The following is a 14,571-nucleotide window of genomic DNA, read 5'->3' as shown; positions in this document are numbered from 1 at the left end:
AAAAACTTCTTTCTATGATTGGAGGTCCGTCCCTCATATTAATGTTTGAAGTGGCGGATTCCTGTAAAGACCATGGTGATGCCGTGTTGGTCGGCTTTTTTGATGGAGTCTTCGTCCCTGATGGAGCCTCCTGGCTGGATGATGGCTGTTACGCCTGCATTGGCAGCTGCTTCTACGGTGTCGTCCATTGGGAAGAATGCGTCAGATGCCATCGCTGCCCCTTTGGCCTTTTCCCCTGCTTGCCCTAGGGCTATGTTTGCAGCACCTACTCGGTTCATTTGTCCTGCCCCTACTCCCACCGTCATATGAGCATTCGTTACAACGATTGCGTTGGATTTCACGTGCTTCACAACTTTCCAACCTAATTTCATGCTTGCCCACTCTTCTTCTGTTGGCTGACGTTTTGTTACCACTCTCAGATCAGCATCATCTAGGGTGAATGTGTCATCCGCCTGAACCAGCAATCCACCTTCAACCGTCGTTAATTTGCGCTCGATGTTGTTTGTGGATTCAAAGGGAACCGTCAATAAGCGGATATTCTTCTTGCTTGAAAGAATCTCAAATGCTTCATCGCTAAAAGCAGGAGCGATGACGATCTCCAGGAAAATTTCATGAAGCTGCTTGGCTGTTTCTTCATCCACGATGCGGTTCAGAGCGACAATTCCCCCAAAGATGGATGTAGAATCCGCTTCATACGCTTTCGAGAAGGCTTCATTGATTGTCGAGGAAACTCCGACTCCACACGGGTTCATATGCTTCACTGCAACAGCGGCCGGTTCCGTAAACTCTTTCACGATTTGAAGTGCAGCATTCGCATCATTGATATTATTATAGGAAAGCTCTTTTCCATGAAGCTGTCTTGCCATGGCTACAGAGAATTCAGAGCCAAGTGGCGCACGGTAGAAAGAAGCCTGCTGATGAGGATTTTCTCCGTAGCGCAGTGTTTGTTTTAACTCGTACGTTCTTGTAAAACGCTCTGGGTTTTCTTCACCTGAAATGTCTGTCATGTACTCAGCAATGAACGCATCGTAAGCAGCTGTATGACGGAACACTTTAGCCGCCAGCTTACGGCGTTTTTCTAATGATAATTCCCCTTGAACCTTCAACTCCGCAATGACTTCATCATAGTCTAGCGCATCGACTACCACCGTTACATATTGATGATTTTTCGCTGCCGCTCTCAGCATCGTTGGACCGCCGATATCGATATTCTCAATCGCTTCTTCTACACCGACATTCGGCTTAGCTATGGTTTGTTGAAACGGATAAAGGTTGACACATACCAGATCGATTCCTTCGATTCCTTGTTCCTGAAGTTGCTGGCGATGGCTTTCTTCACCACGTTTTGCGAGGAGTCCACCGTGGATATTGGGGTGAAGTGTTTTAACGCGTCCCTCTAATATTTCCGGGAAACCTGTCACTTCTTCTACTCCCATCACTTCAACGTCACTTTCCAGAAGGAGCTTCTTCGTTCCACCTGTCGAAATGATTTCGTACCCAAGTGACTTTAATTCTTTAGCAAATTCGATTACTCCGCTCTTATCTGAAACACTGATTAATGCTCTCTTTTTCAATGTCTGATCCTCCTCTGCCTGCTGTATTGCTGATTTTATTTCATTATTTGGTTGAATTTGAGATGGATTCGAGGGTTTTACTTAAAATTCGAATCCAAACCCAAGGTCCGTCCCTCACTACTTTACCACACTACCACGATAAAGTATTCTCTTTCCACTCTACTTCGTTAGTAGCCTGTGGTAAGAAAGAGGTGGTTGAGGGTGGTTGGATACAGGTGGTGTTCGACGTGTTGGATTTTGTCCTGGAGTGATTGTTTGGTTTCGCCTGTTGTGACCCGGACGATTTCCTGTGCGATGATTTCGCCTGTATCCATTCCGGCGTCTACATAGTGGATGGTGACGCCGGTGATCTTCACTCCACCATCGATGGCTTGCCCGATGGCATCTTTTCCCGGAAATGATGGGAGAAGAGAAGGGTGGATATTCACGATCCGTCCTCCGAAGCTTTCCAGTAAAGTAGGACCAATCAATCTCATATACCCTGCTAATACAATAAAATCAACACCCAAATGAGCCAGCTCATTTAGGATTTCCTGTTCAAATGCCTGCTTGCTTTCATAATCTTTAGCCCGAAAAACGAAAGTAGGGATCCCTGCTGATTGGGCGCGGTGAATCACGAACGCTCCCGGTTGGTCACATACAAGAAGTCTGATATTCGCTTTCAGTGTTCCACTTTGAACAGCATCTACCAATGCTTGAAAATTACTTCCGCTTCCTGATGCAAAAATGGCAATCTGTCTCATGACTCGCCCCCGTTATTGACTTGCTCACCCTTCATTTCAACGAACGAAACGTACTCCATTTCCAGTGGTCACACGTCCAATCATAAAGGCTTCTTCTCCCTGTTCGTTGAAAAATTGAAGAATGTCTTCTGCTTCCTTTTCTTCAACCGCTAACACAAATCCAATTCCCATGTTGAAAATGTTGTACATTTCGCTGCGGGGAATTTCTCCATAGTGTTCAAGGGCAGTGAAAATGCTTGGAATATCCCAGCTGCCTTCTGTAATGTCTGCTTGCAAATGATCCGGCAGCATACGGGGAATATTTTCAATGAAGCCACCGCCTGTAATATGGGACATTCCCTTGATGGAGAATTGTTTCAGTGCCGCTAATACTGGTTTCACGTAAATCTTGGTTGGTGTAAGTAACGCTTCTTTTAGTGTGGTCCCGACTTCCGGTAATGATTCTTCCAAAGAGAACGACTGATCTTCGAAAAATACTTTTCGCACTAAAGAGTACCCATTACTGTGTATACCACTGGAACCCAGTCCGACTAACACATTTCCTTCAGAAATTTTTTCGCCTGTGATGATCTCTTTTTTTTCACAAGCCCCTACTGCAAAGCCGGCGATATCATATTCTTCCTCGGAATACATACCCGGCATTTCAGCGGTTTCGCCACCGATCAAAGCGCACCCCGCCATTTCACATCCGTCCGCAATACCCTTTACAATACCTTCTATCTTCTCTGGAATTGCTTTTCCAGTCGCTATATAATCTAAGAAATACAGTGGTTCCGCTCCCTGAACGACAATGTCATTCACACACATGGCCACACAATCGATCCCGATCGTATCGTGTTTGTCTGCCATGAAGGCAAGCTTCAGCTTCGTTCCGACTCCATCCGTACCTGATACAAGAACAGGCTCTTTTAAATTCAAAGAAGATAAATCAAACATTCCCCCAAAACTGCCTATTTGACCAAGAACCCCTTCTCGAGCGGTTCTCTTCACATGCTTTTTGATGCGGTCGACTGACTCGTATCCCGCTTCAATATCTACTCCTGCTTGACGATACGCATTTGCCATCATGATTCCCCCTATTTCACTAACTCTTTTTCATGTGGATGAAGTGTATCCGGGTAGATTTCGGTTGGATACTTCCCTGTAAAGCAAGCCAAGCATTGACCGCGATTTTCTGACGAATCATTTCGGTCGATCGCTTTTAACACACCATCTATACTCAAGAAGGTCAGAGAGTCGGCTCCGATGATCCGGCGCATTTCCTCCACTGAATTGGAAGAAGCGATCAGCTCTTCATGAGTCGATGTATCAATGCCGTAGAAGCAAGGGTTCTTGATGGGCGGCGAACTGATGCACACATGAACTTCCTTGGCTCCCGCTTCTTTCAACATGCTGACGATTCGTCTGCTTGTTGTTCCGCGAACGATCGAATCGTCCACCATTACCACGCGTTTCCCTTCTACCACACCTCTGACCGGTGAAAGCTTCATCTTCACACCTTGCTCACGAAGAGATTGAGAAGGCTGTATAAACGTGCGCCCTACATAACGGTTCTTAATAAGACCCAATTCGTACGGAATTCCTGATGCTTCTGCATAGCCGATCGCACTTGAAATACTGGAATCAGGTACACCCGTTACAACGTCCGCTTCAATCGGCGCTTCTTTCGCAAGTTCCATTCCCATTCTTTTTCTGGCGGAATGAACGTTGATTCCTTGAATGTTGCTGTCTGGCCTTGAGAAGTATACGTATTCCATCGTACACATCGCATTTCCACCTGAAAAACTAAACCGTTCTGAGGTCATTCCCTCATCATTGATGATCACAAGCTCCCCCGGCTCGATATCACGGACAAATTCAGCTCCTACAATATCAAAGGCGCATGTTTCAGACGCAACACAGTAAGCATCCCCAAGCTTACCAAGTGATAGTGGACGAAGACCGTGTGGATCCAGTGCCACCATCATCTCCGTTTCCGTCATGACAAGAAACGCATAGGCCCCTTTTAGCATGGTCAGCGCATTTTTAACGCGGTCTTTCAATTGAAAATAACCGCTTCTTTTGATCAAATGGGCCAGCACTTCTGTATCAGAACTTGTTTGAAAAATACTCCCTTGCCCTTCAAGCTGGTGCTTTAAGGCGTTCGCATTGACGAGATTCCCGTTGTGAGCAAGAGCCAGTCCCCCATTCTGCGAGTTGAAAAGGAGAGGCTGAACATTCTCGTAGCCTCCACCTCCCGCAGTAGCATAACGAACATGACCAATGGCTGAATTCCCTTCTAGCTTCTCGATGGTTCCTTCTTGAAACACTTCCGTTACGAGGCCTTCCCCTTTTAAGCAACGTAACTTCTCACCATCCGAAACGACAATTCCAGTGCCTTCTTGCCCTCTATGTTGTAAACTATGAAGTCCATAATACGTAATTTGTGCAGCATTGGGGTGTCCCCAAATACCAAATACTCCACATTCTTCGTTTAAGCCTTTGATTTCAGCAGGCATGGGATCGCTCCTTTCCAAGCTGACTCTAATTCCTCGACGGATGCATGTAAGATGACTTCTCCATTTTCTGATGACACGTTGATTTCTCCATGTTCCGCTACGTTTCCTACTGCTTTGGCATCAGGAACAAGTTTCTCAAACTCGTCTTTGTTTTCAGGTTTGACTGAAACGACGAAACGGGATTGTGTTTCACTGAACAGATCTGCCACATTGTTTTCTCCGGAAACCTGAACGTCTACTCCCAATCCTTTTGTTCCAAACGTAGATTCTGCAAGAGCGACGGCGAAACCACCTTCAGCGATATCATGAGCCGATGCCACAAGACCTTTTTGAATCGCTTCTAAAAGCTGCATTTGACGGCGAAGCTCCGTTTTCAAGTCAATTTTCGGTGCCTGACCGAAGATCTTTCCTTCTGTCAGCTTTTGAAGCTCACTTCCACCAAATTCTTCATGGGTTTCCCCAATGACAAAGATATAGTCTCCGGCTTCCTTGAAGCTTTGAGTTGTAATATGATCGACATCCTCGATCAATCCAACCATTCCAACGACTGGTGTCGGATAAACGGCAGTACCCATTGATTCGTTATATAGGGACACATTTCCACCGATGACTGGAGTGGACAGCTCACGACATGCTTCACTCATCCCGTCAACAGACTTCTCGATCTGCCAGAAGATTTCCGGTTTCTCTGGATTTCCGAAGTTTAAGCAGTCCGTAATCGCCAGTGGAATCGCTCCTGAACACACGATATTACGTGCCGCTTCCGCGACAGCGATCTTTCCTCCGACCTCTGGATCCAGGTAAAGGTAACGGGAATTACAATCCGTTGTCATGGCAAGGGCTTTTCTAGTACCGCGTACCCGTACGACCGCTGCATCAGAACCCGGACTTACAACTGTACTTGTTCTTACTTGATGATCATATTGATCGTATACCCATTCTTTACTTGCAATTGTTGGCTGCTGCAAGAGCGCCTTGAGAGTTTCTTTATGATTCTCTACTTTTGGGACATGAGTTTCCATTGCTTGAAACTCTTTATAGTAAGCCGCTTCCTGAGAGGGCTTGTTATAAACGGGGGCTTCCTCAGCAAGTGCATCAACCGGCACGTCTGCTACGACTTCTCCTTTATGAAGAAGGCGAAGACGCTTATCATCTGTTACCTTTCCGATCGAAACTGCTTCTAAGTCATATTTTGAAAAAAGATCAACGATTTCTTGTTCCCGTCCTTTTTCGACGACGATCAGCATACGCTCCTGTGATTCTGAGAGCATCATTTCATATGCCGTCATTCCTCTTTCACGTTGCGGGACAAGATCAAGGTTCATTTCGATACCGGATCCTGCTTTACTTGCCATTTCAGCTGATGAGCTTGTAAGACCAGCCGCTCCCATATCTTGTATCCCGACTAGGGCATCGTTCTGAACCAGTTCCAAACACGCTTCAAGAAGTAATTTTTCCATGAATGGATCTCCCACTTGAACCGCTGGACGCTTCTCTTCTGATCCTTCATTTAATTCCTCAGATGCGAATGTAGCTCCGTGAATGCCATCACGACCCGTTTTTGCCCCTACATACATAACTGTATTACCGACACCGTGGGCCTGACCTTTTTTAATATCTTTATGGTCGATCAAACCGACACACATAGCGTTTACAAGGGGATTTCCTTCGTAAGAGGCATCGAATTGAACTTCCCCGCCGACTGTTGGGATTCCGATACAGTTCCCGTACCCGGCAATACCCGCTACGACTTCTTTAAATAGATACTGAACACGAGGAGAATCCAGTTCTCCAAAGCGTAAAGAGTTGAGGAGTGCGACAGGTCTTGCCCCCATCGAGAATACGTCCCGTATAATACCCCCGACACCCGTTGCCGCTCCTTGAAAAGGCTCGATGGCTGACGGATGATTGTGACTCTCGATTTTGAACACCACTGCTTGATCGTCGCCAATATCAACAATTCCAGCTCCTTCTCCTGGTCCCTGAAGAACTCGTTCACCTGTCGTTGGGAATTTCATCAGTACAGGCTTCGAATTTTTATAGCTGCAGTGCTCTGACCACATAACAGAGAAAAGGCCGGTCTCTGTATAGTTCGGTGTTCTTCCAAGGATGTTTTCAACCATTGAAAATTCTTCGTCTGTTAAACCCATCTCACGATAAAGCTGATCTTCTTTCACTTTTGTTGAAGTTGGTTCAAGCATTAACGACATGTTTTTCCCTCCAGTGCTTCACAATCGATTGAAATAGTTTCTTCCCGTCTTCACTACCTAGTAAAGTGTCCATGGCGCGCTCAGGGTGAGGCATCATCCCAAGCACATTACCTGCTTTATTTGTGATCCCTGCAATATTTTCAACACTTCCGTTAGGATTTTCATCCGTATAGGTGAATGCAATTTGATTGTTTTCCTTAAGTGTCATCATAGTTTCTTCATCACAGAAATAATTTCCTTCACCGTGAGCGATCGGAATTTGGATCACTTCATTCTTTTCATAGCCATTCGTAAACATCGTCTCATTGTTAAGAACGGTTAACGGAACGGTTTTACAAATGAACTTCAAGCTATCATTTCTGCGCATAGCTCCCGGAAGTAAGCCTGTTTCCAGTAAAACCTGAAATCCATTGCATACACCAAGAACCGGCTTACCCTGTTCTGCCGCTTTCACGACCTCTTTCATGACGTTCGAGAAACGGGCAATCGCTCCTGAACGAAGGTAATCCCCATACGAGAATCCCCCTGGTAATAGAATCGCATCATAGTTTTCCAGATTATCAGCATCGTGCCAAACGTATTCAACTTCTTCACCGATTTCATCTTTGATCGCATGGTACATATCAATGTCACAGTTAGAGCCTGGGAATACTATTACTGCAAACTTCATTGCGCGACACTCTCCTCGATTTCATATCGGTAATCCTCGATAACAGGGTTTGCCAGTAGTCGATGACACATTTCTTCGACTGTCGCTTCGACGTTTTCAACCGTGGATGGAAGAGTCAACTCCATATACTTCCCGACGCGCACATCTTCAACATGTTTAAATTCCATTGAATGCAACGCTTGTTTCACAACACTACCTTGAGGATCTAATACACTTTCTCTTAATGTGATATAAACCTTTACTTTGTACATAGCTTATTTCCTCCTAAGCGTTCTAAAATGATTGTATATACTTCTGTTAAACTACCTAAATCTCTTCTGAAAACATCTTTATCCAGCTTTTGGTTGGTCTCTGCATCCCATAATCGGCATGTGTCAGGCGATATTTCATCCCCTAATAAAATTGAACCGTTTCGATCTTTCCCAAACTCTAATTTGAAATCGACAAGCGTGACTCCCGCTTCTTTGAAGATCCCTTGAAGGACCTCATTCACACCAAGAGCCAGTTCCCTTATCTCAGTTCGTTCTTCCCGTGAAGCAATCTCCAGGTAATCAATATGATCGTCTGTGATGAGGGGATCCCCCAGATCATCGTCCTTATAGTAGAATTCAATGATCGGCTTTTGAAGGGGCGTACCCTCTTCTTTTCCGAGTCGCTTTGAAAGGCTTCCCGCTATCACATTGCGGACCACGACTTCAAGCGGGATGATACGTACACGTTTGACCAGCTGCTCATAATCCGATAACTGTTTAATAAAGTGACTCTGTATTCCTTTTTCAGCAAGCTTTGAAAATAGCAAGCTCGAAATCTTATTATTTAAAACCCCTTTGCCGTCAATGTCCGCTTTTTTCTCCCCGTTAAAAGCAGTGGCAGAATTCTTATACTGAACCCAAACAACATTCTCATCCTGTGTTGCAAAGATTTGTTTCGCTTTGCCTTCATATAAAAGTGTCCCTTTTTCCATATGAACCCCCCCGTTAACGTAATATTGCCAATCTTCAGTCTATATTTCCATAAAAAAAGGGAGGGATTTTACTAAAACCCCTGCCCTATTCAATTATCAGAAGGACTTATTCCACCAAGCCGCAACGTTCGAAGATTGTATCCACATGCTTCAAGTGATAGTTGTAATCGAAACAATCATCAATATCAGCCGGCGAAAGCTTGGACGTGATGGTTGCATCCTCTTCAATAAGAGAACGGAAGGCCACTTGCTTCTCCCATGCCTCCATCGCCTTCGGCTGAACCGTATCATACGCTTCCTCACGCGTCATCCCTTTATCGATAAGGGCTAATAGGACGCGTTGAGAGTAGATCAAACCAAGCGTACGATCCATATTGCGCTGCATATTCTCAGGGAATACCGTTAAGTTCTTGATGATATTTCCGAAACGGTTCAGCATGTAATTAAGAGCGATCGTCGCATCCGGCAGGATCACACGCTCTGCTGATGAGTGAGAGATATCACGCTCATGCCATAGAGGCACGTTCTCATAAGCTGTCAGCATGTATCCTCTGATTACACGCGCCATTCCCGTCATATTCTCAGAACCGATCGGGTTACGTTTATGAGGCATGGCCGATGATCCTTTTTGACCTTTTGCGAAGAACTCTTCCACTTCACGGGTTTCACTCTTCTGAAGGCCGCGAACCTCAACAGAAAACTTCTCGATGGAAGTCGCAATCAGTGCAAGTGTCCCCATGTAATGAGCATGACGATCACGCTGTAATGTTTGTGTAGAAACAGGAGCTGGCTTGATTCCCAGCTTTTCACACACATATGACTCTACGAATGGATCGATATTCGCATACGTTCCAACAGCACCGGAAATCTTCCCGAATTCCACTCCATCTGCCGCTGCTTTGAATCGCTCTACGTTACGCTTCATCTCTTCATACCAAAGGGCAAGCTTTAAACCGAAAGTAGTCGGTTCAGCATGAACACCATGCGTACGTCCCATCATGACCGTATGTTTGTGCTCGATTGCTTTGTTCTTTAAAATTTCTACGAATCGCTCTAAGTCTTTCAAAATGATATCGTTTGCCTGCTTTAATTGATAAGAAAGAGCCGTATCCACTACGTCAGTAGAAGTCAGTCCGTAATGAACCCACTTTCTTTCTTCTCCGAGGGTTTCGGAAACCGCTCTGGTGAAAGCTACAACATCGTGTCGCGTTTCTTCTTCGATTTCCATGATACGATCTACATTGAATCCGGCGTTCTCACGAATCTTCGCAACATCCTCTTTCGGAATGTCCCCGATTTCAGCCCAAGCTTCACAAGCCAAAATTTCTACTTCAAGCCATGCTTGAAAACGATTTTCCTCTGTCCAAATAGCTCCCATTTCAGGGCGTGTATAACGTTCTATCATACCAGTCGTCCTCCGATCTTTTCTTGCACCTTCCAAATGCCAGCTTCGTTTATAGTCGTCAATGTCTCTTCGATATCATTTGTTAAAAGAGTGACGTGCCCCATCTTACGTTTCGGCTTTGGTACATCCTTTCCGTAAAGATGAATAAACCAATCTGGCTGCTTTGGAACAGCCTTCATAATAGGCTCGATATGCTCTCCTAATAGGTTAACCATCACAGCGTTCTTTAATAAGGTGGGTTCAACGAGCGGCCAGTTACATACCGCTTTTATATGTTGGGCAAATTGTGAGTAGTCACACGCTTCAATCGAATAATGACCGGAATTATGAGGTCTCGGAGCCAGTTCATTAATGTAGATGTCACCATCCTCCGTCAGGAACATTTCAATCGCGAGCGTTCCCACAAGGTCAAGGGTCTCACTTATTCTCTTCGCCATCTCGATCGCCTTATCCGATACTTCTACACTCACCCTTGCCGGGGCAATCGTTTCATGTAAAATATTATCCACATGAATATTTTCTACCACCGGAAAGTTGGTTTGCTGCCCATCGGGATTTCGTGTCACAATGACGGATAACTCTTTTTCAAAAGGTATCCATTTTTCTAACACACATGGACCGTTCTCCAATAAAGCAGCGGCTTCTTCTATCCCGCTCTCTTCACGGATTACATATTGCCCTTTCCCGTCATAACCACCTCTGGATGTTTTCAGAACCACTGGATAGCCAAGCTTTTCTATATTATCATAGATGTCCTGTTGTTGTTTAATCACAGCATAAGGAGCTACTTTCACCCCTGCAAACGTAAGGGCTTCCTTTTCCATGATGCGATCCTGTGTAATGCGGATCAGCTCTGCCCCTTGAGGTAAATAGGCACGCTCCGACAACCATTTCAGCGCTTCATAATCGATGTTTTCAAATTCATATGTAATCACGTCACACTCTTCTGCCAATCTATAAAGGGCATCATACTGGTCAAAGCCGGCCGTGATTACAAGATCTGCTACTTGGGCACATGGTGATTGCGGTGCCGGGTCTAAAACGGCCACCCGAAAGCCATTTTGTTTCGCAGCAAGGGCCATCATTCGTCCGAGCTGTCCTCCGCCAATGATTCCAATCATCTGTCCTGGTAAAATCGTCTTCTTATTCAAGGTCATCACTGCTTTCCAACACCTTTTCCCGTAACGCGTCTCTTCTATTTTCTAATGTAGCGGCCAAGTCTGTATTTTCTATCGAAAGGATTTGTGCTGCTAACAGCCCTGCATTTGTAGCTCCAGCCTTCCCGATCGCAACCGTCGCAACCGGAACGCCCCCTGGCATCTGCACGATCGACAGCAACGAATCCATCCCATTAAGGGCTTTTGATTGTACCGGAACTCCAATCACAGGTAATGTCGTCTTCGCTGCCACCATTCCAGGTAAGTGAGCGGCACCGCCTGCACCTGCAATAATGACCTTCACCCCTCGACCTCTGGCACCTTCTGCAAACTCAAACATATAATCAGGCGTCCTGTGAGCCGATACAACTCGTTTCTCAAACGGAATCTCTAACTCTTCCAATACCTCACACGCATGCTTCATTGTCTCCCAGTCCGATGTACTTCCCATGATTACTGATATCATAATGGTGACAGGCACCTCCCGTAGTTTAAACCCTTTTAACAAAAAATACCCAGATCAATTGTTCTCTACTTTTTGAGAGAAAGCAATTGATCTGGGTATTTTACAGAGAATGGTCCCATTTTATCCGATAGGGTCCACAAACGAGCTCGTATCCAGACAGCTACTTTCCCTCATAGTCCGACCATTTACGGTAGTCAGGTAGAGACTCATGGGCCATATTCCCATTATTATATGAGGGTATTCGGTTTATTTGTCTCCATCATAACGTGATATCGAAGCTCTGTCAACGAATAATCGAACGATAATAAATGTCTGAAAATTAATGTTCGGATTTGAAGCGTTTACTCTTCAATCTTTTTCCCCTCAAAGACAATTGTCTGTTTAATAGGGACATACTCTGTTTTCTTTCCATCTTTTTGTTCTTCAAACACAGGTTTTTCCATCCGTCTTACCGGCATATAACCCATTTCCTTCATACGGTCTAAACAATCTGTAATCGTCTCATTCTCCTGCACTTCAAATAATAATTTCTTTTTGCTCATTCTTTTAATTTTCCTTTGCGAATATTTCGTACTGTCTTCACCCAGAACCCGCCATGTATCGCCTTCGGTTCATACGCAATGATAAATGCCTTAGGGTCAAGCTCTTTAATTGTATCATACAGCCTCATCTCATACTTTCGCGGAGTCAGGATCTGCAGGGCCATCCGGCTTCCTTCCAGTCCATTCGCTTCCCAGTTCGTCACCCCGTAGCCTCTTGCTCGGAGTTCATTCGGAAGGGCCTTATCATACTCCTTCGTGATTACATTCACTGTAATATACCCAAGAGCCAGCTTCTCCTCGATTTTCATCCCGACAATCACACCGAGACCATAACCGACCGCATATGCAATCAGATTCTGAATCTCATTCAGGTTGTCAAGTACCAGTCCAAGACCGACAACATAAATCACTACTTCAAATGTACTCACAAAAGCTGCAATATATCGATAACCCTTCAACGTCAATATCATTCTGATCGTAAAAAAGGATACGTATACAACATTGATAATCAAAATAATCGCTACCATCACAAAACTATTGTCTAACACCGAGATGCTCCTCTCTCCACTACTACTTGTAGTATGCTCAAATTAAGTTCCTATTTTACTAGAAAAGAACCATAATATGAACCAGTTCAAGAAAAATTACTAGTTATTTTTCGATGACAATTTTTAGAAAATCTGATGTCCTACTTTGTGTCTTTCCTAGTTTGGTCTGTTTAAAACATAAAACGGCTTTATGGCAGCTTGTCATCGCAGCCATAAAGCCGTCTTGCTTTGTTATTTTATAACGATTTCAGCTTCTCTATCACTTCAGAGGGTTCCACACGATCTTTGTAATCGGCTTTCGTATATTCGTAAGCAATCGTTCCGTCCTGCTTGATAATATATGTTGCTGAAACAGGGAGCGTCCATGCATCACTATCATTCGCTTTCTCCAGATCCAGACCTTTTTCTTTGTAGATATCCACTAAGTAAGGTGGCAGCTTGTAAACCAACTTATACTCATCTGCCACTTTATTTCCTTCATCACTTAGCACAAAATAATCCAGTTCATTCTTCTCTTTTGTAGATAGGGATGCATCAGGCGTTTGCGGACTGACCGCAATCAGCTCGGCACCTGCTGATTTAATGTCTTCCATTAGCTGTTGGTATGCACGCAGCTCCATATTGCAATATGGACACCATCCACCACGATAAAACGTAAGGATGACCGGACCATTCTTCAGTACATCTTCCAGTGCGACTCCTTTTCCTGTTGCATCCGGTAACGTAAAGTTCGGCGCTTTTTCCCCTACACGAAGACCTTTACCATCATCAGAGCGCTCCAATTCGTTGATTGCTTCTCCCATTTTATCCTGTACTTCCTGAGATGCATTCTGCTTAAATTTAGAAATATATTCATTGTACTGTTCTAGCATGTTGGTTGCTGTCATTTTAAAAACCTCCCTTTAGAACTTGTTTATAGTATAGGAGGAGTTTATTCAAAAGAAAAGCGATGTGCTTGGTTGGGTATGTTAATGGATAGGGATGGGTGATGGTGTGATTACTTAGATTTTTAGTTTGTTTTCGAATGTGGGGATTACTTTGGCAAGGTGTGATAGAGGGATGTGATAATTGGTAGTTAATAGAATGGTAGAATTGCTTTTTTTACGAGTTTTAGTTGAGAATGAATGAAATATAGCTAGATTCTATGGAAATTTAGTACTTCTAGGTTCCAATTTGTAGATAATGCTCTTTATTTCGTTGATTCTTTGTGCCGACTTGATTAATTGCGTCTGAAATGATAGTAATTGCGTCGTTTTATAAATTTATGCGTCATTTCCGACAGTTTTTGCGTCTATTTTTCATTTTATGCGTCATTCACACTCACTTATGCGTCTTTTACCAAACACCTCCTAACTCTTACACAGAGGTGGAGAGAAAAATGCAAACCACATATCCATCCACACACAACAAAAAAGAGCATCCCCTAAGAGCTACTCTTCTTCACATTTGCCTGGCGACGTCCTACTCTCACAGGGGGAGATCCCCCAACTACCATCGGCGCTGAAGAGCTTAACTTCCGTGTTCGGCATGGGAACGGGTGTGACCTCTTCGCCATTGTCACCAGACGAATATTCAATTGAAGGATTGTTCCTTCAAAACTAGATAAAGAATTGATGTCAAGAAAGCCGAATATCGACCAATTGTTGTTCATTTAAAAAATGACTCTTTGTGGTTAAGTCCTCGATCGATTAGTATCAGTCAACTCCACATGTCGCCATGCTTCCATCTCTGACCTATCTACCTAGTCATCTTCTAGGGATCTTACTCACTTACGTGATGGGAAATCTCATCTCG

General features: G+C 44.3%; 14 protein-coding genes, 2 rRNA genes and 1 riboswitch. All 16 genes read right to left on the bottom strand.

Going from position 1 to position 14,571, the window contains the following annotated elements; all coding sequences use genetic code 11:
* Positions 1-38: 38 nt before the first annotated feature.
* On the bottom strand, positions 39-1,574 hold the full coding sequence (purH, locus tag ACOSV2_RS10905) for a bifunctional phosphoribosylaminoimidazolecarboxamide formyltransferase/IMP cyclohydrolase (RefSeq protein WP_428975113.1): 1,536 nt from the start codon (positions 1,572-1,574) through the stop codon (positions 39-41).
* 167 nt (positions 1,575-1,741) lie between these two features.
* Complete coding sequence (purN, locus tag ACOSV2_RS10900; RefSeq protein WP_113968768.1) at positions 1,742-2,317, bottom strand: phosphoribosylglycinamide formyltransferase; 576 nt, start codon at positions 2,315-2,317, stop codon at positions 1,742-1,744.
* Positions 2,318-2,353: 36 nt separating this feature from the next.
* Positions 2,354-3,382 (bottom strand): phosphoribosylformylglycinamidine cyclo-ligase, encoded by a 1,029-nt coding sequence (gene purM / locus ACOSV2_RS10895; protein ID WP_428975870.1) that lies wholly within the window; start codon positions 3,380-3,382, stop codon positions 2,354-2,356.
* 11 nt (positions 3,383-3,393) lie between these two features.
* Positions 3,394-4,815, bottom strand: coding sequence for an amidophosphoribosyltransferase (purF, locus tag ACOSV2_RS10890; RefSeq protein WP_428975112.1), 1,422 nt, complete (start codon positions 4,813-4,815; stop codon positions 3,394-3,396).
* Positions 4,791-7,025, bottom strand: a complete 2,235-nt coding sequence (gene purL, locus ACOSV2_RS10885) for a phosphoribosylformylglycinamidine synthase subunit PurL (protein WP_428975111.1) — start codon at positions 7,023-7,025, stop codon at positions 4,791-4,793. The genes purF and purL overlap by 25 nt, the downstream gene beginning before the upstream one ends.
* Positions 7,009-7,695: a phosphoribosylformylglycinamidine synthase subunit PurQ gene (gene purQ / locus ACOSV2_RS10880; RefSeq protein ID WP_428975110.1), complete on the bottom strand. Its 687-nt coding sequence runs from the start codon at positions 7,693-7,695 to the stop codon at positions 7,009-7,011. Before purQ ends, purL begins: the two co-directional genes overlap by 17 nt.
* Positions 7,692-7,946, bottom strand: a complete 255-nt coding sequence (gene purS / locus ACOSV2_RS10875; RefSeq protein WP_397553152.1) for a phosphoribosylformylglycinamidine synthase subunit PurS — start codon at positions 7,944-7,946, stop codon at positions 7,692-7,694. Before purS ends, purQ begins: the two co-directional genes overlap by 4 nt.
* Positions 7,934-8,659, bottom strand: a complete 726-nt coding sequence (gene purC / locus ACOSV2_RS10870) for a phosphoribosylaminoimidazolesuccinocarboxamide synthase (RefSeq protein ID WP_428975109.1) — start codon at positions 8,657-8,659, stop codon at positions 7,934-7,936. The genes purS and purC overlap by 13 nt, the downstream gene beginning before the upstream one ends.
* A 106-nt stretch (positions 8,660-8,765) precedes the next feature.
* On the bottom strand, positions 8,766-10,064 hold the full coding sequence (purB, locus tag ACOSV2_RS10865) for an adenylosuccinate lyase (protein ID WP_428975108.1): 1,299 nt from the start codon (positions 10,062-10,064) through the stop codon (positions 8,766-8,768).
* Positions 10,061-11,221 carry a 5-(carboxyamino)imidazole ribonucleotide synthase gene (gene purK / locus ACOSV2_RS10860; protein ID WP_428975869.1) on the bottom strand — a complete coding sequence of 387 codons (1,161 nt, stop codon included), beginning with the start codon at positions 11,219-11,221 and terminating at the stop codon, positions 10,061-10,063. Before purK ends, purB begins: the two co-directional genes overlap by 4 nt.
* On the bottom strand, positions 11,208-11,687 hold the full coding sequence (gene purE, locus ACOSV2_RS10855; protein ID WP_428975107.1) for a 5-(carboxyamino)imidazole ribonucleotide mutase: 480 nt from the start codon (positions 11,685-11,687) through the stop codon (positions 11,208-11,210). The genes purK and purE overlap by 14 nt, the downstream gene beginning before the upstream one ends.
* Before the next feature lie 153 nt (positions 11,688-11,840).
* Positions 11,841-11,942: riboswitch (purine riboswitch) on the bottom strand.
* A gap of 86 nt (positions 11,943-12,028) precedes the next feature.
* Entirely contained in the window at positions 12,029-12,229 is a 201-nt protein-coding gene (locus ACOSV2_RS10850) for an NETI motif-containing protein (RefSeq protein WP_113968479.1), read from the bottom strand.
* Complete coding sequence (locus tag ACOSV2_RS10845) at positions 12,226-12,777, bottom strand: DUF2179 domain-containing protein (protein ID WP_397553156.1); 552 nt, start codon at positions 12,775-12,777, stop codon at positions 12,226-12,228. The genes ACOSV2_RS10850 and ACOSV2_RS10845 overlap by 4 nt, the downstream gene beginning before the upstream one ends.
* Positions 12,778-13,013: 236 nt before the next feature.
* Positions 13,014-13,664, bottom strand: coding sequence for a peroxiredoxin-like family protein (locus tag ACOSV2_RS10840; protein WP_428975106.1), 651 nt, complete (start codon positions 13,662-13,664; stop codon positions 13,014-13,016).
* 561 nt (positions 13,665-14,225) lie between these two features.
* Positions 14,226-14,342: ribosomal RNA gene (gene rrf / locus ACOSV2_RS10835) — 5S ribosomal RNA — on the bottom strand.
* Positions 14,343-14,445: 103 nt separating this feature from the next.
* Positions 14,446-14,571, bottom strand: a 23S ribosomal RNA gene (locus ACOSV2_RS10830); the annotation flags it as partial.

It is taken from the genome of Rossellomorea sp. DUT-2, from assembly GCF_052665285.1.
This window is presented reverse-complemented; position numbering and strand designations above follow the sequence as displayed.

What these genes read in the sequence shown, in the direction of transcription:
- purK (WP_428975869.1), bottom strand. Translation starts at nt 11,221, where the DNA reads ATGACCTTGAATAAGAAGACGATTTTACCAGGACAGATGATTGGAATC.
- purE (WP_428975107.1), bottom strand. Translation starts at nt 11,687, where the DNA reads ATGATATCAGTAATCATGGGAAGTACATCGGACTGGGAGACAATGAAG.
- purB (WP_428975108.1), bottom strand. Translation starts at nt 10,064, where the DNA reads ATGATAGAACGTTATACACGCCCTGAAATGGGAGCTATTTGGACAGAG.
- purM (WP_428975870.1), bottom strand. Translation starts at nt 3,382, where the DNA reads ATGGCAAATGCGTATCGTCAAGCAGGAGTAGATATTGAAGCGGGATAC.
- purC (WP_428975109.1), bottom strand. Translation starts at nt 8,659, where the DNA reads ATGGAAAAAGGGACACTTTTATATGAAGGCAAAGCGAAACAAATCTTT.
- purF (WP_428975112.1), bottom strand. Translation starts at nt 4,815, where the DNA reads ATGCCTGCTGAAATCAAAGGCTTAAACGAAGAATGTGGAGTATTTGGT.
- purN (WP_113968768.1), bottom strand. Translation starts at nt 2,317, where the DNA reads ATGAGACAGATTGCCATTTTTGCATCAGGAAGCGGAAGTAATTTTCAA.
- ACOSV2_RS10850 (WP_113968479.1), bottom strand. Translation starts at nt 12,229, where the DNA reads ATGAGCAAAAAGAAATTATTATTTGAAGTGCAGGAGAATGAGACGATT.
- purL (WP_428975111.1), bottom strand. Translation starts at nt 7,025, where the DNA reads ATGTCGTTAATGCTTGAACCAACTTCAACAAAAGTGAAAGAAGATCAG.
- ACOSV2_RS10840 (WP_428975106.1), bottom strand. Translation starts at nt 13,664, where the DNA reads ATGACAGCAACCAACATGCTAGAACAGTACAATGAATATATTTCTAAA.
- purS (WP_397553152.1), bottom strand. Translation starts at nt 7,946, where the DNA reads ATGTACAAAGTAAAGGTTTATATCACATTAAGAGAAAGTGTATTAGAT.
- purQ (WP_428975110.1), bottom strand. Translation starts at nt 7,695, where the DNA reads ATGAAGTTTGCAGTAATAGTATTCCCAGGCTCTAACTGTGACATTGAT.